Below are 21,659 nucleotides of genomic sequence, written 5' to 3'. Positions count from 1 at the left end.
TCATTGTCAAGGCAACATCGCGGACCTAGGCGGGCCAACAAATTAGCCTTGACTAATTCATTAGCGTAGACTAATCTAACTTCTATGATCGAAGCCGCCCCAAATCCCGTCACCACAGTGATGCGCGCCCTTGCCGATCCAACCCGGCGAGCCGTGTTCGAGCGCGTCTTCGAGAGCAAGGAGATCAGCGTCGCCGAGCTCACGCGCGGCAGCGGCGTGACGCAAGGCGCGATCTCGCAACATCTGAAGTCCCTCAAGCAGGCCGGCCTCGTCGCCGAGCGTGCCGAGGGCCGCAACGTCTATTACCGCGCCGCGCCGCAAGGCCTCGAACCGCTGGTCTCCTGGATGGACCATTACGGCGTGTTCTGGCGCGAGCGCTTCCAGAACCTGCGTGACCTCTTGAAGGAGATCGACCCGTGAGTGCTGTTGAATTGAAAGCCGAGACAAAAGACATCGTCCTCGACGAGGTGCTCCCTCACGCGCCGGAGACGATCTGGAAGGCGCTGACCAGCGCCCAGCTGATCGCGCGCTGGCTGATGCCGCCGAGCGGTTTCGAGCCTGTCGAAGGCAACACCTTCACCTATCAGACTACGCCGGGCGGCGCCTGGGATGGCGTCATCCATTGCCGCGTCCTTGAAGTCATGCCGAACCGGCGCCTCGTCTACGCCTGGAAGGGCGGCGATGAGCGCAACACCGGCTACGGCGCGCCGCTCGACACTATCGTGACGTGGTCCCTCACCCCGGTGGAGGCCGGCACGCGGATCCGTCTGGTTCATGCGGGCTTCGTCATACCCAGGAACGAATCCGCCTACACGGGCATGAGCGGCGGCTGGAAGAAGGTCGTCCGCCAGCTCGACGAGATCAGCGGCGAAGATAAGTAGGGAGTTGTCGCAATGACCAATCCGTTTACCGGCGGCTGCGCCTGCGGCGCGATCCGCTATTCGATCGCTAGTGAGCCCCTGTTCAGCAATCACTGCCAATGCCGGGACTGCCAGCGCGAAAGCGGCAGCGGCCACGGCTCCTACGTAACCTTCGCACGCGCCGGCGTCACGCTTACCGGCGAGGCGAAGCATTGGGACATGGTCGCCAACAGCGGCAACGTGAAGACGCGCGGTTTCTGCACGCAGTGCGGCGTGCCTGTGTACATGACCTTCGCGACACAGCCCGACGTCTTTACGATCCGCGCCGCTAGCCTCGACGAGCCTGCCCGCTACAAGCCGCAGGCGGTCACTTTCGCCGCGCGCGGACATGACTGGGATCGTCTTGACCCGGACCTGCCGAAATTCGCGGGCATGCCGCCGGGATAAGGCATCGCAAAAGGAAGCGCGCGCAAGACCGCGCGCGTTCACGTCAACTATGAAACTTCAGCCCATCAACGATCTTGTCGATCACCTTGCGCTCGGCGCGCACCGCGAGTCCGACGAGGTTGAGGTCAGGGCGCGCCACCGCCCTTACCGCCTCGCGGTTGGCGGCGTCATGGGTGGTCGCGAACATGTCCTGGGTGTAGACCGCCGGCTTGACGCTACGCGTCAGTGCCCGATCGAGCGCGCGCGTCAATGCGGGACCGTCGGCGCCATAGATCAGGATGGGCTGGCCGATGAGCGCGTGATATTTCGTGCCCGACGCGTCCTCATAGGGCTCGCCAATGCATTCCGGAAAGGCTGCGGCGATGCCGCTGATGAGGAAGGCCGCGACATTGAGCTTCTGCCAGGCCTCAAGATCGGTGCGGATCACGATGGCGATTTTGGTGTCGAACTGCATGCAACTCCCCGACTGTCATTCCGGACTCGATGCTACGCACCATCGGAATGACGGCAAGAGGAATCAACCCTTTGCGTCGCAGGCCCAGGCGCGGATCACGCATTCTTTGCCGCCGTATTTGTAGCATTCGCGCGTCGCGGCATTGAGCGTGGCCGAGATCTTCGGCTTGACGGCATAGCCATAGGCACCGCAGGGATTGGAAAGGTCGACCGACATCGCGGCGCATGCGCGCTTCATCGTCACGGTCGTGCAATCGCCCTTGCACTGCTTCTGCGCCGCCGCACGCGCTTCGTGCTCGGCGCCATAATCAAAGGCCTGGCCATAGGCGCCACACTTGCCGACCGCAAATGCACCGGCGGCGTGCGCATCCGTGATATGGCGAGCGCCCGCGACGCACACGGACAGCGCAAAGAAAAACATCGCGCAACGGCGCGCGACGACGTTCGAAGCCATGGAAAAACCCCTCCCCCCAAGGCAGGTGGAGTGGACTGTAAGCGCCGGTCGTTTCCAGATGGTGAACGGGGCGTTGAAATCGGCAGGCTGGGAGGCGCTTCGTAGGGTGGATTAGCGAAGCGTAATCCACCAACTTCGTTCCGCGGCCGGTGAAGCGTGGTGGGTTACGCTTCGCTAACCCACCCTACAAGAGCTATCCCCGCCGTGCCGCTTCCAACGCCTGCGGCGTGTCGATGTCGAGGAAAGCGCTCTCGCCATCCACCGGCACTTCGGCGACTGCCTCGGTGTGCTTGGCGATTAGATGGCGCGCGCCGACATCGCCGTCGAGCGTCATCAACTCCTTGAAGAAGCGGCGCGACCACAGCACGGGATTGCCGCGGCGGCCCTCGCTGACGGGCACGACAATGAGATTGCCGCGGTCCGGTGCGAATGCGTCGATGAGGCGGTCGATCAGACCGGCGTCGATCAGCGGCATGTCGCCGAGGCAGACCACGGCGCCGTCGGACGTCTCGGGGACGGCCGCGATCCCGGCCTTGACGGAGCTTGCGATGCCGCCGGCGAAATCCGGATTCCTGGCGAAACGCACCTTGAGGCCTTGCAAGGCTTGCTCGATCAGCTCGGTCTGATGGCCGGTGACGACGATCACCTCGGACGCCTTGGAGGCCAACGCCTGCTCGGTCGCGATTCGCACCAGCTTCTTGCCGTCGAGCTCGGCTAGAAGCTTGTTCGATCCGCCCATCCGGGTCGAACGGCCTGCCGCGAGCACGATGACTGCGACCTGGTTGTTTCCCTCGATCTCCGGTTTTGCGCGCGGTTGCGGGCGTGTAACGATCTCCATCAGGAGACCGCCGACGCCCATGCCCATCAGCTCGGAACGCGTCACCTTGATGCCGGCCAGGAGCCGCATCAGCACCCAGTCAAAGCCGTTCTCGACCGGCGAGCGCGCACAGCCGGGCGCACCCAGCACAGGCACAGTGCCGGCCCGGGCAATCAGCAGCAGATTGCCGGGATCGACCGGCATGCCGAAATGCTCGATCTCGCCGCCGATTCCGGTCACCGCCGCAGGGATCACGTCGCGGCGGTCGGCGATCGCGGATGCCCCGAACACGATGACGAGTTCGGCGCCAAGACCCAGCAATTCCTTGATCGCAGCCGACAGCGCCTGCTCCTCATGCGGGACCCGCCGCTCGGCGATGATGCCGGCCCCGGCCGGCGCCAGCCGCTCGGCGGTGACGCGCAACGTCTTGTCGATCACCTTGGAGGACAGGCCGGGCAGCAGGGTCGAGACCACGCCGACACGCTTGATCGCGTAAGGCGCGATCTTCAGCACGTCGCGACCCGCGGCCTTCACCGCGGCATCACGCAACTTCCCTTCGACGCCGAACGGGATGATCTTGACGGTGCCAACCATCTCGCCCTCGACCACCGGCTTGAAGGCGGAGAGCGTGGCAAAGGTAATGGCCTCGTCGATATTGTTGATGCGGTCCACCGCGGCGCGATCGATCACCAGCACGCCCGGGCGCGCGGCGAACAGATTGGCGCGACCGGTGAAGGCACGCTCGACGTGAATGCCATCGCCACCAACGGCAAGCGCGATGCTGGCGGCAGCGATGTCCTCGGAGACATCGCCCTCCTCCATCCGCACCACCACGACGTCTTTGATGCCGGCGCGCTCCAGCGCCTCGACCTCGGTGGGCCCGATCGTCGTGCCCTTTTTCAACACCAGCGGTCCCTGACGCAGGGTGTGGACGGTCACCCCGCCGATCGCATCCCTGGGGCTCGCCGGGCCGAACTTCATGCGGCTTCTTCTTTTTCTTTGGGTGGCAGGCGAAGCACCGCCGTGATCTCGGCCATGATCGACACCGCGATCTCGGATGGCGAGACCGCACCGATCGCAAGCCCGATCGGCGCGTGGATGCGCGCGATGTCAGCCTCCTTGGCGCCCTGCGCCCGCAGCCGGTCGCCGCGCTTGGCGTGCGTCTTCCGCGAGCCGAGCGCGCCGATATAGAAGCAGTTGCGCTCGAAGGCGTGCAGCAGCGCGGGGTCGTCGATCTTGGGATCGTGCGTTACCGCGACGAAAGCTGTATAGGCATCGACATTAAGCGGCGGCAGCGCCGTGTCGGGCCATTCCGCAACCAGCGGAATGTCGGGGAAGCGCTCCGGGCTCGCAAAGGCCGTGCGCGGGTCGACTACGGTGACGTCGTAGCTGAGCGAGCGCGCCAGCGGCGCCAGGGCCTGGCTGATATGAACGGCGCCGACGATGACGAGCTTTGCGGTCGGCGCGTAGACGTTGAGGAAGAGCTTCTTGCCGCCGGCTTCGACACTGGCGCTTTTGCCCATGCGGAGCTGCTTGTCCAGCTCGGCGCGCAAAGGATCCTTACTGAAGTCCTCGGCCTTCACCAGGCGCTGCTCGCCGCTCTCGGTGTCGGTCACCAGGATCACCGGGCGGCGCGCGGCGCGCTCGGCATTGAGTTCGTGCAGGATTGCGAGCTTCACGGCTAGCCGACCTTCTCGACGAAGACGCGGATGGTGCCGCCGCAGGACAGCCCGACATTCCAGGCAGTCTCGTCGGCAACGCCAAACTCCAGCATCCTGGGCTTGCCGCTCTGGATCACATCCATGGCCTCGGTGACCACGGCGCCCTCGACGCAGCCGCCGGAGACGGACCCCAGGAACGTGCCCTCGTCGTTGATGACGAGGCTCGAGCCCGCCGGACGCGGTGCCGAGCCCCAGGTCTCCACTACGGTGGCCAGCGCGACGCCACGGCCGGCCTTCTGCCAGTCCTCCGCCGCCTTCAGAATATCCTCGTCGCGATCGAGCATGGCTACCTCTCAGGCTGCGGAGCGGATCAGGCTGCGGTGATGCGGCGGAAGCGGCCGGGAGAGCGTGGTGATCAGCTCCTGGATCGAGCTCAAATTATGTACGGGGCGGAATTCGTCAACGTGCGGCAGCATCATTTTGATGCCCTGGGCCTTGGCCTCGAAGCCGCCAAACCGCAGCAGCGGGTTGAGCCAGATCAGCCGCCGGCAGGAGCGGTGCAGCCGGTCCATCTCGAAGGCGAGCTTGGAATCGGCCTCCCGCTCCAGCCCGTCGGAGATCAGCAGCACGATGGCGCCCTGGCTCAGCACGCGCCGCGCCCACAATTTGTTGAAATTGTGCAGGGAAGCCGAGATCCGGGTGCCGCCGGCCCAGTCCTCGACCGAGGCCGAGCAGCTCGCCAGCGCCTCGTCGGGGTCACGTTGGCGCAGCGCCCGGGTCACGTTGGTGAGGCGAGTGCCGAACAGGAACACCGAGACACGTTTGCGCGCGTCCCCTATGGCATGCAGGAAATGCAGGAACAGGCGGGTGTACTCGCTCATCGAACCCGAGATGTCGAGCAGCGCGACGATCGGCGCCGGTTTCTCGATCCGCCCGAGGCGATGGATGTCGATGATGTCGCCGCCGGTGCGCAACGAGGCGCGCAGCGTGCGGCGGAGATCAAGGCGCAGGCCGCGGGGATCGGGCAGGTGCCGGCGCGTCAAAAGCTCGGCCTGCGGCAATCGCATCCGCTCGACGGCGCGGAGCGCTTCGGTGATCTCGGCCGCGCTCATCTGCGCAAAATCCTTTTTCTGAAGGATTTCCTTGTCCGAGACCGACAGGCGCAAATCCTGCTCCTGGTGCTGCGGCGTCTCCGTCATGCGCGGCTGCGACATCGCCTCCTGGACGCGGCGGGAGCCGGCCTGCGGCTTCTTCTTGGCCTGCTCCGGCAGCGGCACCGAATCCAGCATGTGCTTCCACTCTTCCGACGCGCGGAAGAACAGGTTGAAGGCCTGCTTGAAGATCAGCGCATGCTCGTGGCGCTTGACGAAGATCGCCTCCAGGGTGGTGAAGACGTCGGCGCGGTGGCCGATGTCGATCACCTCAAGCGCGTTCATGGCATCGATGACCGCACCCGGCCCGACCGGCATGCCGGCCGAACGCAGCGCGCGGGCGAAGCCGACGATGTTGTCGGCGAACTGCTCGGTCTGCTCAGGCGCAAGGTGGTTGATGGCCATGGTTCATCCTCGCTCCGTCATTCCGGGGCGTCGCGAAGCGACGAACCCGGAATCCAGAGATTGTGGGCCAAGATTCTCAGGTGCGCAATTGCGCACCAGAGTTCGCGCTCACGCGCGCCCCGGAATGAGGCTAGTCGCTCGTCGCGTCCTTCAGCACCTTCTGCAACGTGTCGCCCTGCATCCGCGTGATGTCGTCCTGGTATTTGAGCAGCGCGCCCAGCGTGTCGCCAACCACTTGCGGGGTCAGCGATCGGGCGTCGAGCTCGGACAAAGCGGTGGCCCAGTCGATGGTTTCGGCGACGCCCGGCGACTTGTAGAAATCCTGATTGCGCAGCGCCTGGACGAAGCGCACGACCTGCTGCGACAATTTTGATGAGATGCCCGGCACGCGCGACTTGACGATCGCGAGCTCGCGATCGGCGTCGGGATAATCGACCCAGTGATAGAGACAACGCCGCTTCAGCGCATCGTGGATCTCGCGGGTGCGATTGGAGGTGATGATGACGATCGGTGGGCTCGGCGCCTTCACGGTGCCGAATTCGGGGATCGTCACCTGGAAGTCGCTGAGGATTTCGAGCAGATACGCTTCGAACGCCTCGTCGGCGCGGTCGAGCTCGTCGATCAGCAGCACCGGCGGCCCGGCGACGTCGGGCTCCAGCGCCTGGAGCAGCGGTCGCTTGATCATGTAGCGATCGGCGAAAATGTCGGATGACAATTGATCGCGATCGGTGTCGCCGGCCGCTTCCGCCATCCGGATCGCGATCATCTGCGCGGCGCTATTCCACTCGTAGACCGCCGAGGAGACGTCGAGGCCTTCGTAACATTGCAGGCGGATCAGCTTCCGTCCCAGTGCCGCCGACAGCACTTTTGCGATCTCGGTCTTGCCGACGCCGGCCTCGCCTTCCAGAAACAGCGGCCGGCCCATGCGCAGCGACAGATAGGTCACCGTGGCCAGCGATCGCTCGGCGAGATAGCCGCGCGACGTCAGGAGTTCGAGCATCGAATCGACCGATGCCGGCAAGGCACCGGACGTATTGGCCGCTGAGGTCATGAAAAAGCCAGTCTCGCTACGCCCTCACCGGGGACAAGTTTGGGCCGAGGCGTGAGGATCACTCACTCCTTGGCGTTGGCGGCATCGAGGGCACGCCGCGTCAGCACGCCGATGAGGTGCGCGCGGTATTCGGCGCTGCCATGGATGTCGCTGTTGAGGCCGTCCGCCGGCACCTCGATGCCGTCAAGCGCCTTCGCGGCGAAGCGCTTCTTCAGGGCTTCCTCGAACGCGGTGACACGGAACACGCCTTCGGAGCCGGCGCCGGTGACCGCGACCCGAACATCGGAGGGACGCCGCGCCACGAACACGCCGACCAGCGCGTAACGCGAGGCCTGGTTGCGGAATTTGATATAGGCCGCCTTCTTCGGCAGCGGGAACATCACCTTGGTGATGATCTCGTCGGCTTCGAGCGCAGTGGTGAACAGGCCCTGGAAAAACTCTTCTGCCTTGAGGCGGCGCTTGTTCGTGACGATGGTGGCGCCCAGCGCAAGCACGGCAGCCGGATAGTCGGCGGTCGGATCGTTGTTGGCGAGCGAGCCGCCGATCGTGCCCTTGTGGCGCACGGCGGGATCGCCGATCTGGCCGGCGAGGTTCGCGAGCGCCGGGATCGCCTCGCCGACGATGGCGGAGCTTGCGACCTCGGCATGCCGGGCGGTGGCACCGATCACGAGCGCGCGGCCCTTCATCTCGATCGTGTTGAGCCCATCGATATGAGAGAGGTCGACCAGATGCGGCGGGCTGGCGAGGCGCTGCTTCATGACGGGAATCAGCGTGTGGCCGCCGGCGATCACCTTGGCGTCTTCGTTCTTGACCAGGATGTTGGCGGCCTGCCGAACGGTCCCGGGGCGATGGTATTTGAAATCGTACATCTGAATGTCCTGATCGCAGAGTGCGCGCGCGGTTTACGCGAGATCGGATTTCGCCATCGCCTTGGCGCCGGCGGAGATCGAGGTGACGATGTTCTGGTAGCCGGTGCAGCGGCAGAGATTGCCTTCCAGCTCCTCGCGGATGGTGTGGTCGTCGAGCTCGTTGCCCTTGCGATGGACGATGTCGATCGCGGTCATGATCATGCCGGGCGTGCAGAAGCCGCACTGCAGGCCGTGGTGTTCGCGGAAGGCCTCCTGCATCGGATGCAGCGGCGCGCCATCGGCGGCCAGCCCCTCGATCGTCTTGACCTCGTGGCCATCGGCCATCACCGCGAGCGTGGTGCAGGACTTCACGGCCTTGCCGTCCAGATGCACAACGCAGGCGCCGCACTGTGAGGTGTCGCAGCCAACATGGGTGCCGGTGAGCCGCAGATTCTCGCGCAGGAACTGCACCAGCAGGGTGCGGGGATCGACATTGGCCGTGACAGGATTGCCGTTCACGATGAGGGAGATTTTTGCCATAAGCACTCTCTATCAGCGCCCCGACGGGTCCCGTCGAAGCGGTTCTTATAATTATTCCAACCCATCATATGGGCCATTATGCCCCGGGGCAACATCACCGGGAATGCAAGGCGCCATGACAAAACGCGATATGCCGAAAGGCGCCATGCTTGAGGTATTGGCCTTCAGCCCTGTACCGCCTTGGCGAAGTTCGCGAAAAATTCGTCGGCCAGTTTCTTGGCGGCGCCGTTGATCAGGCGCTGGCCGAGCTGCGCCAACTTGCCGCCGATCTGCGCCTCGACCTCGTAGGACAAAAGCGTGCCGCCGTCCTTCTCCGCAAGCTTGACCACGGCGCCACCCTTGGCGAAGCCGGCCACCCCGCCCTCGCCTTCGCCGGAGATCTTGTAGCCGTTCGGCGGGTCGAGATCGGACAGCGTGACCTTGCCCTTGAAGCGCGCCGACACCGGCCCGACCTTCATTTTCGCCGTCGCACGAAAGCCGCCATCATCGGTCTTCTCCAGCTCCTCGCAGCCGGGAATGCAGGCCTTCAGCACCTCGGCATCGTTGAGCTTGGCCCACACGGCCTCGCGCGGCGCCGCAAGCTGGACTTCGCCGTTCATCGTCATGGCCATGGGTGCCTCCCGGGATATCGAACTTGGATCGCGCAACTATAATGCTGCTCAAGTACCGCAGCGAGGCGGCAAAAGCAAAGGGTGGCCCCCGGTCACGTGCAATGCATATTCGCAACTGCAAAAAGCTTGCGCCGGCGGTTTGGGATTGGCACAGGCGGGCCATGGTGGTTAGGTCGCACAATATGAGCACATCCCTCTCCCCCCTGCTCGCGCCGATGCTGTCGAGCGTGGCCATGCGCGCGGTCTGCGACGACCGGTCGACCCTCCAGAACATGCTCGATTTCGAGGCAGCCCTGGCCCGAGCCGAGGCGGCCACAAGTGTGATTCCCGCGTCCGCGTTGGGCCCGATCGAAGCCGCATGCAAGGCCGATACCTTTGACATGGCCGCGCTGGCTGAGGCCGCCACGCGATCCGGCAATCTCGCGATCCCCCTGGTCAAGACGTTGACCGCCAATGTCGCCAGGACCGATGCAGAGGCCGCACGCTACGTGCATTGGGGCGCGACCAGCCAGGACGTCATCGACACCGCGACCATGCTCACGCTTCGCGCCGGCATCGTTGCGCTGGACGCCGATCTCGGCCGCGCCATTAAAGGCTTTGCCGCGCTGGCACGAGCCCACCGCAACACGGCAATGGTGGCGCGAACCTGGCTCCAGCACGCCCTGCCGATGCCGTTCGGGCTGAAGGCTGCCGAATACGCAGCAAGCCTTGCCCGCGCCCGCTGCCGCTTGAGGCGGCTCTCCCGCGAGGGCCTCGCACTGCAATTCGGCGGCGCGGCCGGCACGCTTGCAGCACTTGGCGACAAGGGCCTCGTGGTTTCCGAACGGCTGGCGCAGGAGCTGAACCTGCCGCTGCCCGAAGCGCCCTGGCACACCCATCGCGACCGCATCGCGGAAGCCGCATCAGCCTTCGCGATTCTCGCCGGCAGCTGCGGCAAGATCGCCCGCGACGTCTCACTGATGATGCAGACCGATGTCGGCGAAGCGTTCGAGCCTGCCGGCGAAGGCCGCGGCGGCTCCTCGACCATGCCGCACAAGCGCAACCCGGTGGCCGCCGCGAGCGCGCTCGGCTGCGCGACCATGGCGCCGCAGCTCGCCGCGACGATATTCGCTGCGCAGGTGCAGGACCATGAGCGCAGCGCTGGCCCCTGGCACGCGGAATGGCCGACGCTGCCCCAATTGATGCTGGTCACCTCCGGCGCGCTTGCCGCCATCGTCGACATCGCGGAAGGACTGGACGTCGATGCGGCGCGCATGCGCAGCAATCTCGATGCGACGCACGGCCTGATCATGGCGGAAGCGGTCACCTTTGCGCTGGCCGAGACGATCGGCAAGAGCGATGCGCATCACCTCGTCGAGGCCGCGAGCAAGCGCGCGGTCGCCGAGAAGAAGCATCTGCGCGAGGTGCTCGCAGCTGATTCGCAGGTCACTGCGCATCTTTCGCCGGAAAAAATTGCGGCATTGTTCGAGCCGATGGCCTATCAAGGCGCTTCCCAAGCCCTGATCGACCGCCTGCTCGACAGCCTCGAACGCGAATAAAACAGTCCTGAGCGCAAATAAACGGAGACGCCCGCATGCCCATGATCGATGCCGACGGTTGCCTGATCAACGTCTCCGTCGAGGGCCGCGACGGCGGGCCGACGCTGATGCTGTCGAACTCGCTCGGCTGCACGCTGCAGATGTGGGAGCCGCAGATGAAGGCGCTGACGCAGATATTCCGCGTCATCCGCTACGACCGCCGCGGCCACGGCAAGTCCAACGTTCCGCCCGGCCCCTATACGATGGAGCGCTTCGGCCGCGACGTGCTGGCCATCCTCGACGACCTCAATATCGAGAAAGTGCACTGGTGCGGCCTGTCGATGGGCGGCATGGTCGGGCAATGGCTGGGCGCGAACGCGCCGGAGCGCTTCGGCAAGCTCATCCTCGCCAACACCTCCTGCTACTATCCCGAGCCGACCAAATGGCTGGAGCGCATCGACGCCGTGAAGAAGGGCGGCATCGCCGCCGTCGCCGACGCCGTTATTGCCGGCTGGCTCACCCAGGATTTCCGCGAGCGCGCACCCGACATCACCGCCAGGATGAAGGCGATGCTACTGGCCTCGCCGGTCGAAGGCTATCTCGCCTGCTGCGAGGCGCTGTCGACGCTCGACCAGCGCGCGCTGCTGCCGAAGATCAAGAGCCCGACCTTGGTGATCGCCGGCCGCCACGACATGGCGACGCCGATTTCGGCGGGTGAATTGATCCGCTCAAACATTCCCGGCGCGAGCATGACCATCATCGACGCCGCCCACATTTCAAATGTCGAGCAACCGCACGCGTTCACCGACGCGGTGGTGGGCTTTTTGACGCAACGCTGATCGCGCCATCGTCATTCCGTGGCGATGCGAAGCATCGAGCCCGGAATTTCGATCCGCATTTCACCACTTCGAGATTCCGGGTTCGCCTCTCCGAGGCGCCCCGGAATGACTGATCCGGAGGAGAACAGCATGGACGACCAGAAACGCCGCGATGCCGGCATGAACGTGCGCCGAAAAGTGCTGGGCAATGCCTGGGTCGACAAGTCGATCGCGAGTCGCAATGCATTCAACACCGATTTCCAGGACATGATCACGCGCTACGCCTGGGGCGAGATCTGGACGCGGCCGCATTTCGACGAGCGCACGCGGCGGGTGCTGGTGATCGGCACTATGGTTGCGCTTGGCCAATGGGACGAATTCCGCCTGCATGTGCGCGCGGCGCTCGCCGAGGGCGGCTTCACGCCCGACGACATCAAGGAAATCCTGCTGCAGCAGGCGATCTATTGCGGCGTGCCGGCGGCGAACCACGCCGTCAAGGAAGCCTCAGCGATTGTGCAGGAGCTCGGCCTGCTCAAGACCTAGCGTCGGGGTCGCCTCGACGGTCTTCTGAACGATCTTGGGCGCCGCCTCGGGCCGTTCGATCACCACCACGATGGCGGCACCGAGCAGGAGCAGGAGTTCGGTGGCGTGCAGCCGCAGCGCGGCCATCTCGCCGACCTTCGAAGCCATGATCATGCTTGCAAACGAGATTAGGCTGCCGATCGCAAGCGCAATGCCGAGCGCTTCGTCGCTGCCGCCGTTCTTGCGGATGCGGGGGATGCAGAGCAGCGCAAGGTAGATCGCAAAGAACGCCACCACGGTCAGTCGCCCCAGGGCCAGCAGCCAGGCGGCGCGCACCGTGTCCATGCCCGCCATCTGGAGATGGTCGCTGAGGAAAAGAGCGACTGCGACGCTCGGCCGCTCATAGAGGCCGTGCACCGGCGCCACCATGATGTTGAAGGCAACGAGGGTCCAGGCCGGGATGAAATAGGCCGCCAGAAGTGCGCCGTTGACCGAACCGATACGCCAGTTTCCGAACATGCCGCTTCCCGCTTCGCTTGGCCCGCGCCTTCGGTGGAAGGCTTTGCCGGAGCTAACTCGCATCAGACTGTGGCGGCAATTTAAACCCTTTGTTTACCTTAACTGCCTCTCGACGGGCATCCAATTGGGCGCCGGCGGAACCGGTTCCGCCCCATTGCGGGGGAACCCGAGCGCCAAATGATCTCTGTAAAAGCCTTGATGCGGCGGCGGGGCCGGTTGCAGCCGCCAGTTCCCTCCTGTTACAAAACGAGAATGCTTAAGGGCTGCCGGGGCCCGAGAAGAAACCAGCACTCTCTCTCGAAGAGCTCCCTTTGAGCCGCGTCAGATTTGGGTACGGCAGCCTATGGATTATTTCGCCCAGCAGCTCATCAACGGCCTCGTGCTCGGCTCGATCTACGGGCTGATCGCGATCGGCTACACGATGGTCTACGGCATCGTCGGCATGATCAACTTCGCCCATGGCGATGTCTTCATGATCGGGGGGTTCATCGCGCTGATCACCTTCCTTCTCCTGGTCTCGACCGGCCTGACTGCGGTCCCGGTGATCCTTTTGATCGTGATCCTGGTCTCGATGGCGGTCACAGCGCTGTATGGCTGGACCATCGAGCGCATTGCCTACCGTCCGCTGCGGCACTCCTTCCGCCTCGCTCCGATGCTGTCGGCGATCGGCATGTCGTTCGTGCTGACCAACTATTCGCAGGTGGCGCAAGGCGCGCGGGTGAAGCCAGTGCCGCCAGTGATCACCGGCGGCTATACGCTGCACGAGAGCGCCGATGGCTTCGTCATCCAGCTCTCCAACATCCAGATCGTGGTCGTCATCACCACCATCGTGCTGCTGGCGATCTTCACCTGGCTGGTGTCGCGCACCCGGCTCGGGCGCGACATGCGCGCCTGCGAGCAGGACCAGACCATGGCGGCGCTGCTCGGCGTCAACGTCGACCGCACCATCTCCATGACCTTCGTGATCGGCGCTGCGCTCGCCGCAGTGGCCGGCCTGATGTACCTGCTCTATTACGGCCTGGTCGATTTCTTCATGGGCTTCGTCGCCGGCATCAAGGCGTTCACCGCGGCCGTACTCGGCGGCATCGGCTCGCTGCCCGGCGCGATGCTCGGGGGGCTCGCGATCGGGCTGATCGAGACGTTCTGGTCGGCCTATTTCTCGGTCGAATACAAGGACGTCGCCGCGTTCTCGATCCTGATTGTCGTGCTGATCTTCATGCCGACCGGCCTGCTCGGCCGTCCCGAAGTCGAAAAAGTCTGACGGTCGCGCGCGTGAAAACTCCCTCGATCAATACGGCCAAAACTGCATCGGGCATCCCCGCTCTCCTGAAGACCGCCTGCTTCAACGCGCTGATCGCGCTGGTGCTGTTCTCGCTGATGGTCGGCGTCCGCACCGAAGCCGGTTCCGACGGCCAGCTCACCTATTGGACGCGCTTCGGCGAGGTCGCCTCGCTCGTCGCCGCGGTATTCGGCGGCTCGATCGTGCTCGAGCTGCTCAAGCAATGGATCGGTCCGACCGGCGCCGAGAAGCTGGTGCCGCCGGCGGTGCAGAGCGGAATGTCGTTCCTCGGCCGCTATCTCGCACCGGCGCTCCTGATCTTCACGCTGCTGGTGCCCGTGATCTTCTATGACCAGCGCTACATCCTCGATCTCGCCATCCTCGTGCTGACCTATGTGATGCTGGGCTGGGGGTTGAACGTCGTGGTCGGCCTCGCCGGCCTGCTCGATCTCGGCTACGTCGCCTTCTATGCGGTCGGCGCCTATTCTTACGCGCTGCTCGCGACCAATTTCGGCTGGTCATTCTGGATCTGCCTGCCGCTGGCGGGCGTCCTCGCCGCATTCTGGGGCGTACTGCTCGGCTTTCCCGTGCTGCGCCTGCGCGGCGATTACCTCGCCATCGTGACGCTCGCCTTCGGCGAGATCATCCGCCTCGTCATCATCAATTGGCAGGATCTGACCGGCGGTCCCAACGGCGTCTCCAGCATTCCCCGCCCCTCCTTCTTCGGCATCCCGCTCGACAACAGCGACAACGGGCTCGCCGCCAGGCTCGGTATCGAATATTCGCCGACCCACCGCATCGTCTTCCTGTTCTACCTGATCCTAGCGCTCGCGCTGCTCACCAACTGGGTGACGATCCGGCTGCGCCGCCTGCCGATCGGCCGCGCCTGGGAAGCCCTGCGCGAGGACGAGGTCGCCTGCCGCGCGCTCGGCATCAACACCACGACGACCAAGCTCACGGCATTCGCGACCGGTGCGATGTTCGGCGGCTTTGCCGGCGCGTTCTTCGCGACACGCCAGGGCTTCATCAGCCCGGAATCCTTCACCTTCCAGGAATCGGCACTGGTACTCGCCATCGTCGTGCTCGGCGGCATGGGCTCACAGCTTGGCGTGGCGCTCGCCGCGCTCGCTATGATCGGCGGTTTCGAGCTGTTCCGCAGCCTCGAGAGCTATCGCATGCTGGTGTTCGGCATGGCCATGGTGCTGATCATGATCTGGCGGCCGCGCGGCCTGATCGGCCATCGCGCGCCGACCGTGTACCTGACCAAGGCACACGCGATCTCATCCGACCTCGTCAAGGAGGGGCACGGATGAGCCGCGACCAGATTCTCGAGGTCGACCGGCTCACCATGCGCTTCGGCGGCATCGTCGCGGTGCAGGACCTGTCGTTTGCCGCGGAGCGGAAGAAGATCACCGCGCTGATCGGACCCAACGGCGCCGGTAAGACGACGGTGTTCAACTGCATCACCGGGTTCTACAAGCCGAGCGGCGGCGCCATCCGCCTCAGCCATGACGACGGCAAGGTGATCGCGCTGGAGCGGCTGAACGATTTCCGCATCGCCAAGCAGGCCAAGGTCGCCCGCACCTTCCAGAACATCCGCCTGTTTCCCGGCATGACCGCGCTGGAAAACCTGATGGTGGCGCAGCACAACGCGCTGATGCGCGCCTCCGGCTTCACCTTGCTCGGGCTCGTTGGCGCGCCCGTCTACCGCGACGCCGAGAAGCGCGCGATCGATCTCGCCACCGACTGGCTCAAGCGGGTCAATTTGCTCGATCGCGCCGACGATGCCGCCGGTAATTTTGCCTATGGCGACCAGCGACGGCTCGAGATCGCACGCGCGATGTGCACCGAGCCCGCGCTCTTGTGCCTGGACGAGCCCGCCGCCGGCCTCAATGCGCGCGAGAGTGCCGCCCTGAGCGAGCTGCTGCTGTCGATCCGCAACGAGCTCGGCACCTCGATCCTGCTGATCGAGCACGACATGTCTGTCGTGATGGAGATCTCCGACCACATCGTGGTGATGGACCACGGTGTAAAGATCTCTGAAGGCTCCCCGCGCGAGGTTCGCGACGATCCAAAGGTGATCGCCGCCTATCTCGGCACAGATGAGGAAGAGGCGGCGGCCGTGATGGAGAGCGGGTCGTGACGTCCCCCACTGCCCTGCTCGCGATCCGCAGCCTTCGCGCCGCCTACGGCAAGATCGAGGCGCTGAAAGGCGTCGACCTCGAGATCAACGCAGGCGAGATCGTGGCGCTGATCGGTGCAAACGGTGCCGGCAAGTCGACGCTGATGATGACGATCTTCGGCAAGCCGCGCGCCCGCGCCGGCCAGATCCTGTACGAAGGCCGCGACATCACCGAAGTGCCCACCCACGAGATCGCGCATTTGCGCATCGCGCAATCGCCGGAGGGCCGCCGCATCTTCCCGCGCATGAGCGTGGCAGAAAATCTCCAGATGGGCGCGGACGCCACCGAATGCACCGACGCCGAACGCGAGGCGACGCTAGAACGCGTGTTCACGCTGTTTCCGCGGCTGAAGGAACGCTACGCCCAGCGCGGCGGAACCCTGTCCGGCGGCGAGCAGCAGATGCTGGCCATCGGCCGCGCCTTGATGAGCCGTCCTCGGCTGCTCCTGCTCGATGAGCCCTCGCTCGGTCTGGCGCCGCTGATCGCGCGCCAGATTTTCGATGCGATCCGCACCCTGAACCGGCAGGACGGCCTGACCGTGCTGATCGTCGAGCAGAACGCCAACCATGCGCTCAAGCTCGCCCATCGCGGCTATGTCATGGTCAACGGCTTGATCACGCTGGCCGGGACCGGCGCCGAGTTGCTGCAGCGCCCGGAGATTCGCGCCGCCTACCTGGAAGGCGGCCGGCACGGTTGAGGCGCCCGAAAGCGAACCCGTGCGGCCGAATGAGACGAGATATCTCTGCCAATGCCCGTATTTTGCCGGTGACTTCTCCTCAAATTCATTCAAGAATGGCGCCGGTTTGAACCGGGCATGCCCGGTAACTTCCACAGGCGACCACCCTCGAGGTATCTCATGAAATCACTGAAGCTCATCGGTCTGGCATTCGGCGCATCGATCGCGCTGTCGAGCGCGACATTCGCGCAGGATGTCACCGTCGCAGTCGCAGGTCCGATGACCGGCGGCGAGTCCGCCTTCGGCCGCCAGATGAAGAACGGCGCCGAGATGGCCGTAGCCGACATCAACGCCGCCGGCGGCCTCAACGGCAAGAAGCTCGCGCTATCCGTCGAGGACGACGCCTGCGATCCGAAGCAGGCGCGCTCGATCGCCGAGAAGATCGCCGGCGCGAAAATCCCGTTCGTGGCCGGGCATTATTGCTCGTCGTCGTCGATCCCCGCGTCGGAAGCCTATGCCGACGGCAACGTGCTCCAGATTACTCCCGCCTCCACCAATCCGAAGTTCACCGACAGCGGCCTGTGGAACGTGGCGCGCGTCTGCGGCCGCGACGACCAGCAGGGCCTGGTCGCCGCCCAGTACATCGCCAAGAACTATAAGGGCAAGAATATCGCCATCCTCAACGACAAGACCACCTACGGCAAGGGTCTTGCGGACGAGACCAAGAAGGCGCTCAACAAGGCTGGCGTCACCGAGAAGATGTACGAGTCCTACAACAAGGGCGACAAGGACTTCAACGCGATCGTCTCGCGGCTGAAGCGCGACAACATCGATCTCGTTTATGTCGGAGGCTACCATCAGGAGAGCGGCCTGATCCTGCGCCAGATGCGCGACCAGGGCCTCAAGACCGTGCTGATGGCCGGCGACGCCCTCGCCGACAAGGAATATGCCTCCATCACCGGCCCGGCCGGCGAAGGTACGCTGTTCACCTTCGGCCCCGATCCGCGCAACAAGCCGACCGCGAAGAAGATCGTCGAGGCCTTCAAGGCCAAGAACATCGACCCTGAAGGCTACACGCTCTACACCTACGCGGCGATGCAGGTCTGGTCGCAGGCGGCCAAGAAGGCCGGGACCACCGACGCCAAGAAGGTCATGGCGGCCATCAAGGCCGGCAAGTGGGACACCGTAATCGGGCCAATCGAGTATGACGCCAAGGGCGACATCAAGCAGCTCGACTACGTCGTCTACAAATGGGACGCCAAGGGCGGCTACGCCGCGATCAGCGGCAACGGCACCTAAGCACGCGTGCCGGGGGGCCTGAAGGCCTCGTCCCATCATCATCGCGCCCCGGCTTGCCCCGGGGCGTTTCTTCCTGCGTCAGGGTCAGACGGCTGCAGGCAGCGCGGTGTCAGCCGCGGCTTGGGCCTTCCGTAGGGCTTGAAGAAGATCGTTCGGCCGAAACGGCTTTTGCAGGCAGACCACGTTGGCGAGGTGGGGTGATTGTTCCATGAAATCCAGCGCCGTCATCCCCGACACGGCAACGACCGGGAGGCTCGGTGCAAGCTCGCGCAGGGTCGCGATGACCTCGACGCCGTTGGTATCGCCGAGGAAAATGTCCACGATTGCCGCGTCGAAGCAGGCCTCGGTGAAGGCTTTCACCCCGGCTGCGCCGCTATCGGCCTCAACGACGTCATAACGGTTGACGCGCAGCACGATCGCGACCATCGCACGGACGTCCTTCTGGTCGTCGATGATGAGAACGCGGGGCATAGGGAACAACTCCCGGATCCTGAAATCAAAATGCCTGATTCAAACCTGGAACCCGTAGCGGCGGGAGAGCATTATGGCACCGTCCAGTAAAGCGCATCTTACCCAATCCCCCGTGCGCGTTCCCCATAAAATTAAGTAAGCTGTAACCTTCGGTTGAGTCGCAGTGGGTTTTGTCATGATGCGTGCCCAGAACCCGCTACCATGGGCGGAAATAGATTGGGCCAAATGAGATTGGCAAAAATGCTCAAGACCGATCTGCGAGAGCTGCACGTGTCCGCGACAACCGATCGGAACACATTCCTTTCGACGTTGCCGGCCACCCCGAAAGACCGCAGCGCAGCATTGGCGATCGTCGGCGTCTCCTCGATCCTGTTCGCAGTGGCCGTGCCCTTTGCAGGTATCCCGCTGCTGCCTGTGCCAGCCTTCGTCGCGAGCTATCAATCCGCCCTCGTCGTCGCGGACATCGTCACCGCGGTCCTGCTGTTGTCGCAGTTTGCGGTGCTCAGGACCCGCGCGCTGCTCGTGCTCGCGACGGGTTATCTGTTCACCGCCGCCGCGGCCGTGGTCCATGCTCTCACCTTCCCCGGACTTTTTTCGCCGACCGGGCTGCTGGGGGCCAACCAGCAGACCACGGTCTGGCTCTACATGATCTGGCACGGCGGCTTCCCGTTCTGCGTGCTGGCCTATGCCTGGCTCAAGGAGGCCGACGGCGGCGCCCGGATCGCGGGCTCGACAAGCAAGGCGATCTGCGCCAGCGTGGTCGGCGTCGTCGCGGTCATGATCGTCTTGACCTGGATCGTCACTGCCCAGCACGGTCTGCTTCCGGTCCTGCTGCGCGATGGCCGTTACACGCAGATCATGATCGGCGTGGTGTCCTTTGTCTGGTCCTTGAGCTTCGCAGCGCTGGTCTCGCTGTGGTTCCGCCGTCCGCATTCGGTCATCGATGTCTGGCTCATGGTGGTGATGTGCGCATGGCTGTTCGACATCGCGCTGTCGGCGATCGTCAACGTCGCGCGCTTCGATCTCGGCTTCTACGCTGGCCGCCTCTACGGCCTCTGCGCGGCGACCTTCGTGCTCGCGGTGCTTTTGATCGAAAATGTCCGCCTTCAGGCGCATACGCTGGGTCTCGTCGGCAGGCTGCGGCAGCAGTCGGCATTGGATCGCGACTATTATGGCAAGCGCCTTGCCCTGTACGGCGCCGTCGTCGAATCCGCCAATGATGCCATCATCACGAAGACGCTCGACGGTGTCATCACGGGCTGGAACAAGGCCGCCGAACAGCTGTTCGGCTATGCCGCCGCGGAGGCCGTCGGCCAACCGATCGACATCATCGTGCCTGAGGATCGCAAGGCCGAAGTCAGGGGCATCCTGAACCGAGTCGGCGGCAACGAAACGATCGCCCAGCACGAGACGGTCCGGATCCGGAAGGACGGCCGGCGGGTCGACGTCGTCCTGAATGTTTCTCCGCTCAAATCAGCCAACGGACAGATCATCGGCGCTTCCAAGATCGCCCACGACATCACGGAAGAGAAGCAGGCACGGGAAAAACTGCGCCGCGAGGTCGAGGAGCGGCAGCGGATCTTTGAGACCTCGCAGGACCTGATCCTGGTTACCGACGGTTTTGGCAATTTCATCCAGGTCAGCCCGAGCGTAAAGACCATTCTCGGCTTGAGTCCGGAGGACATGATCGGGCACAGCGCCACCGAGTTCATTCATCCCGATGACCTCCAGAAGACGCGCGACGAGATGCGCGCGGCGCGGCGTGGCGCGGTCAAGCGCAGCTTCGAGGCGCGCTACTACCACTATGACGGTCACGAGGTCACGCTGAACTGGATGGGCACCTGGTCCGAGCCGGTCAAGCGCCATTTCTTCATCGGCCGCGACCTCACCGAGAAGCAGGCCGCCGAGGCGCAGTTCAGGCACGTCCAGAAGATGGATTCCATCGGTCAATTGACCGGCGGCGTCGCGCACGACTTCAACAATGTGCTGACCGTCATCACCGGCACGATCGGAATTTTGGCGGACGCCGTCGCTGACCGTCCCGAGCTCGCCGCCATCACCAAGCTGATCGACGACGCCGCCGAGCGCGGCGCGCAACTGACCAAGCATCTGCTCGCCTTCGCCCGCAAGCAGCCGCTCCAGCCGCGCGAAATCGACGTCAACGCATTGACGCTCGAGGCCGCAAAGCTCCTGCATCCCACGCTCGGCGAGCAGATCACCATCATGCCGCAACTCACCGAGGATGCGTGGCCGGCACTGATTGACCCGGGCCAGCTTTCCACCGCGATCCTCAATCTCGCGCTGAACGCGCGCGATGCGATGCCCGACGGCGGCACGCTGGTGCTGGAAACCCGCAACATCTTCCTCGACGACGGCTATGCCAGCATGAATCCCGACGTGATGGCCGGCAATTACGTCATGATCGCCGTCAGCGACACCGGCTCCGGAATCCCGCCGGAGTTGATCGACCGGGTGTTCGATCCCTTCTTCACCACCAAAGAGGTCGGCAAGGGCACCGGCCTCGGGCTCAGCATGGTGTTCGGCTTCGTCAAGCAGTCCGGCGGACACATCAAGATCTACAGCGAGGAAGGCCACGGCACGAGCGTGAAGATCTACCTGCCGCGCTCGAGCGGCGTGCAGGAGACCGAATTCGAGGCGCTCCAGAACGCACCCGTCACCGGCGGCCACGAAAAAATCCTGATCGTCGAGGACGACGCGCTGGTGCGCCAATATGTCGTGACCCAGATCAAGAGCCTCGGCTATGCAGCCCTCGAAGCCGCCAACGCGGCCGAGGCCCTCGTCATCATCGACGCCGACAAGGACATCGACCTGCTGTTCACGGACGTCATCATGCCGGGCAGTATGAATGGCCGCCAGCTCGCCGATGAGGCGGCTCGCCGCCGCCCCGACCTGAAGACGCTGTTCACCTCGGGCTACACCGAGAACGCCATCGTCCATCACGGGCGGCTCGATTCCGGCGTGCTGCTGCTGGCAAAGCCCTACCGCAAGTCCGAGCTCGCCAAGATGCTGAGGACCGCGCTCGCGGGTTGAGCCTGCGGCATCCCTGCGATATCGCT

At 64.4% G+C, this 21,659-nt stretch carries 24 protein-coding genes; 12 read left to right on the top strand and 12 right to left on the bottom strand.

Annotation, left to right across the window (positions count from 1 at the left end; all coding sequences use genetic code 11):
* The first annotated feature begins 84 nt into the window (after positions 1–84).
* Genes GWG67_RS15380 through GWG67_RS15370 form a run of 3 tightly spaced genes read left to right on the top strand, consistent with a single transcriptional unit; the run spans position 85 to position 1,307 of the window.
* Complete coding sequence (locus GWG67_RS15380; protein ID WP_007611986.1) at positions 85–420, top strand: helix-turn-helix transcriptional regulator; 336 nt, start codon at positions 85–87, stop codon at positions 418–420.
* Positions 417–881: an SRPBCC domain-containing protein gene (locus GWG67_RS15375; protein ID WP_275170126.1), complete on the top strand. Its 465-nt coding sequence runs from the start codon at positions 417–419 to the stop codon at positions 879–881. The genes GWG67_RS15380 and GWG67_RS15375 overlap by 4 nt, the downstream gene beginning before the upstream one ends.
* Before the next feature lie 12 nt (positions 882–893).
* The gene (locus GWG67_RS15370) at positions 894–1,307 is read left to right on the top strand and encodes a GFA family protein (protein ID WP_275170125.1); all 414 of its coding nucleotides are present in this window, start codon (positions 894–896) and stop codon (positions 1,305–1,307) included.
* A gap of 43 nt (positions 1,308–1,350) precedes the next feature.
* Here GWG67_RS15370 and GWG67_RS15365 read toward each other — a convergent pair whose 3' ends face one another.
* The 10 genes from GWG67_RS15365 to GWG67_RS15320 form a co-directional block, all read right to left on the bottom strand.
* Complete coding sequence (locus GWG67_RS15365; protein ID WP_275170124.1) at positions 1,351–1,761, bottom strand: DUF2000 family protein; 411 nt, start codon at positions 1,759–1,761, stop codon at positions 1,351–1,353.
* Positions 1,762–1,824: 63 nt separating this feature from the next.
* Positions 1,825–2,214 carry a DUF4189 domain-containing protein gene (locus GWG67_RS15360; RefSeq protein WP_007611990.1) on the bottom strand — a complete coding sequence of 130 codons (390 nt, stop codon included), beginning with the start codon at positions 2,212–2,214 and terminating at the stop codon, positions 1,825–1,827.
* 193 nt (positions 2,215–2,407) lie between these two features.
* Positions 2,408–4,012, bottom strand: coding sequence for a molybdopterin-binding/glycosyltransferase family 2 protein (locus GWG67_RS15355; RefSeq protein ID WP_275170123.1), 1,605 nt, complete (start codon positions 4,010–4,012; stop codon positions 2,408–2,410).
* Positions 4,009–4,710 carry an XdhC family protein gene (locus GWG67_RS15350; RefSeq protein WP_275170122.1) on the bottom strand — a complete coding sequence of 234 codons (702 nt, stop codon included), beginning with the start codon at positions 4,708–4,710 and terminating at the stop codon, positions 4,009–4,011. The genes GWG67_RS15355 and GWG67_RS15350 overlap by 4 nt, the downstream gene beginning before the upstream one ends.
* 2 nt (positions 4,711–4,712) lie before the next feature.
* Positions 4,713–5,036 carry an XdhC family protein gene (locus GWG67_RS15345; protein ID WP_007602422.1) on the bottom strand — a complete coding sequence of 108 codons (324 nt, stop codon included), beginning with the start codon at positions 5,034–5,036 and terminating at the stop codon, positions 4,713–4,715.
* A gap of 9 nt (positions 5,037–5,045) precedes the next feature.
* Entirely contained in the window at positions 5,046–6,248 is a 1,203-nt protein-coding gene (locus GWG67_RS15340) for a VWA domain-containing protein (protein ID WP_275170121.1), read from the bottom strand.
* Between the two features lie 130 nt (positions 6,249–6,378).
* On the bottom strand, positions 6,379–7,299 hold the full coding sequence (locus tag GWG67_RS15335; protein WP_275170120.1) for a MoxR family ATPase: 921 nt from the start codon (positions 7,297–7,299) through the stop codon (positions 6,379–6,381).
* Positions 7,300–7,361: 62 nt separating this feature from the next.
* Positions 7,362–8,168 carry a xanthine dehydrogenase family protein subunit M gene (locus GWG67_RS15330; protein WP_275170119.1) on the bottom strand — a complete coding sequence of 269 codons (807 nt, stop codon included), beginning with the start codon at positions 8,166–8,168 and terminating at the stop codon, positions 7,362–7,364.
* A gap of 33 nt (positions 8,169–8,201) precedes the next feature.
* Positions 8,202–8,687, bottom strand: coding sequence for a (2Fe-2S)-binding protein (locus GWG67_RS15325; protein WP_007602418.1), 486 nt, complete (start codon positions 8,685–8,687; stop codon positions 8,202–8,204).
* A gap of 164 nt (positions 8,688–8,851) precedes the next feature.
* On the bottom strand, positions 8,852–9,298 hold the full coding sequence (locus GWG67_RS15320; protein ID WP_018455582.1) for a carbon monoxide dehydrogenase subunit G: 447 nt from the start codon (positions 9,296–9,298) through the stop codon (positions 8,852–8,854).
* Between the two features lie 182 nt (positions 9,299–9,480).
* On the opposite strand from GWG67_RS15320, the gene GWG67_RS15315 reads away from it, so the two are divergent.
* From GWG67_RS15315 to GWG67_RS15305, 3 genes are all read left to right on the top strand, one after another.
* A complete protein-coding gene (locus GWG67_RS15315; protein WP_275170118.1) occupies positions 9,481–10,836 on the top strand; it encodes a 3-carboxy-cis,cis-muconate cycloisomerase in 1,356 nt (451 codons plus the stop codon).
* A gap of 35 nt (positions 10,837–10,871) precedes the next feature.
* Positions 10,872–11,654 carry a 3-oxoadipate enol-lactonase gene (gene pcaD, locus GWG67_RS15310; protein WP_275170117.1) on the top strand — a complete coding sequence of 261 codons (783 nt, stop codon included), beginning with the start codon at positions 10,872–10,874 and terminating at the stop codon, positions 11,652–11,654.
* A gap of 129 nt (positions 11,655–11,783) precedes the next feature.
* Complete coding sequence (locus GWG67_RS15305) at positions 11,784–12,176, top strand: carboxymuconolactone decarboxylase family protein (protein ID WP_275170116.1); 393 nt, start codon at positions 11,784–11,786, stop codon at positions 12,174–12,176.
* Here the strand turns inward: GWG67_RS15305 and GWG67_RS15300 are convergent.
* Positions 12,138–12,674, bottom strand: a complete 537-nt coding sequence (locus tag GWG67_RS15300) for a hypothetical protein (RefSeq protein WP_275170115.1) — start codon at positions 12,672–12,674, stop codon at positions 12,138–12,140. The genes GWG67_RS15305 and GWG67_RS15300 overlap by 39 nt on opposite strands.
* Positions 12,675–13,017: 343 nt before the next feature.
* Here GWG67_RS15300 and GWG67_RS15295 point away from each other — a divergent pair, with 343 nt between their 5' ends.
* The 5 genes from GWG67_RS15295 to GWG67_RS15275 all read left to right on the top strand — a co-directional run bounded on the left by GWG67_RS15295 (position 13,018) and on the right by GWG67_RS15275 (position 18,111).
* Positions 13,018–13,935, top strand: a complete 918-nt coding sequence (locus tag GWG67_RS15295) for a branched-chain amino acid ABC transporter permease (RefSeq protein WP_007602412.1) — start codon at positions 13,018–13,020, stop codon at positions 13,933–13,935.
* 11 nt (positions 13,936–13,946) lie between these two features.
* Entirely contained in the window at positions 13,947–15,266 is a 1,320-nt protein-coding gene (gene livM, locus GWG67_RS15290) for a high-affinity branched-chain amino acid ABC transporter permease LivM (RefSeq protein ID WP_275170114.1), read from the top strand.
* Complete coding sequence (locus GWG67_RS15285) at positions 15,263–16,096, top strand: ABC transporter ATP-binding protein (RefSeq protein ID WP_275170113.1); 834 nt, start codon at positions 15,263–15,265, stop codon at positions 16,094–16,096. Before livM ends, GWG67_RS15285 begins: the two co-directional genes overlap by 4 nt.
* Entirely contained in the window at positions 16,093–16,833 is a 741-nt protein-coding gene (locus GWG67_RS15280) for an ABC transporter ATP-binding protein (protein ID WP_275170112.1), read from the top strand. Before GWG67_RS15285 ends, GWG67_RS15280 begins: the two co-directional genes overlap by 4 nt.
* A 159-nt stretch (positions 16,834–16,992) precedes the next feature.
* The gene (locus tag GWG67_RS15275) at positions 16,993–18,111 is read left to right on the top strand and encodes a branched-chain amino acid ABC transporter substrate-binding protein (protein ID WP_275170111.1); all 1,119 of its coding nucleotides are present in this window, start codon (positions 16,993–16,995) and stop codon (positions 18,109–18,111) included.
* An 84-nt stretch (positions 18,112–18,195) separates the two neighbouring features.
* Here GWG67_RS15275 and GWG67_RS15270 read toward each other — a convergent pair whose 3' ends face one another.
* A complete protein-coding gene (locus GWG67_RS15270) occupies positions 18,196–18,582 on the bottom strand; it encodes a response regulator (protein WP_275170110.1) in 387 nt (128 codons plus the stop codon).
* A gap of 240 nt (positions 18,583–18,822) precedes the next feature.
* On the opposite strand from GWG67_RS15270, the gene GWG67_RS15265 reads away from it, so the two are divergent.
* Positions 18,823–21,633, top strand: a complete 2,811-nt coding sequence (locus GWG67_RS15265; protein WP_275170109.1) for a PAS domain S-box protein — start codon at positions 18,823–18,825, stop codon at positions 21,631–21,633.
* Positions 21,634–21,659 lie beyond the last annotated feature (26 nt).

The organism is Bradyrhizobium sp. CSS354, from assembly GCF_029051725.1.
Lineage (GTDB): Bacteria > Pseudomonadota > Alphaproteobacteria > Rhizobiales > Xanthobacteraceae > Bradyrhizobium.
This window is presented reverse-complemented; position numbering and strand designations above follow the sequence as displayed.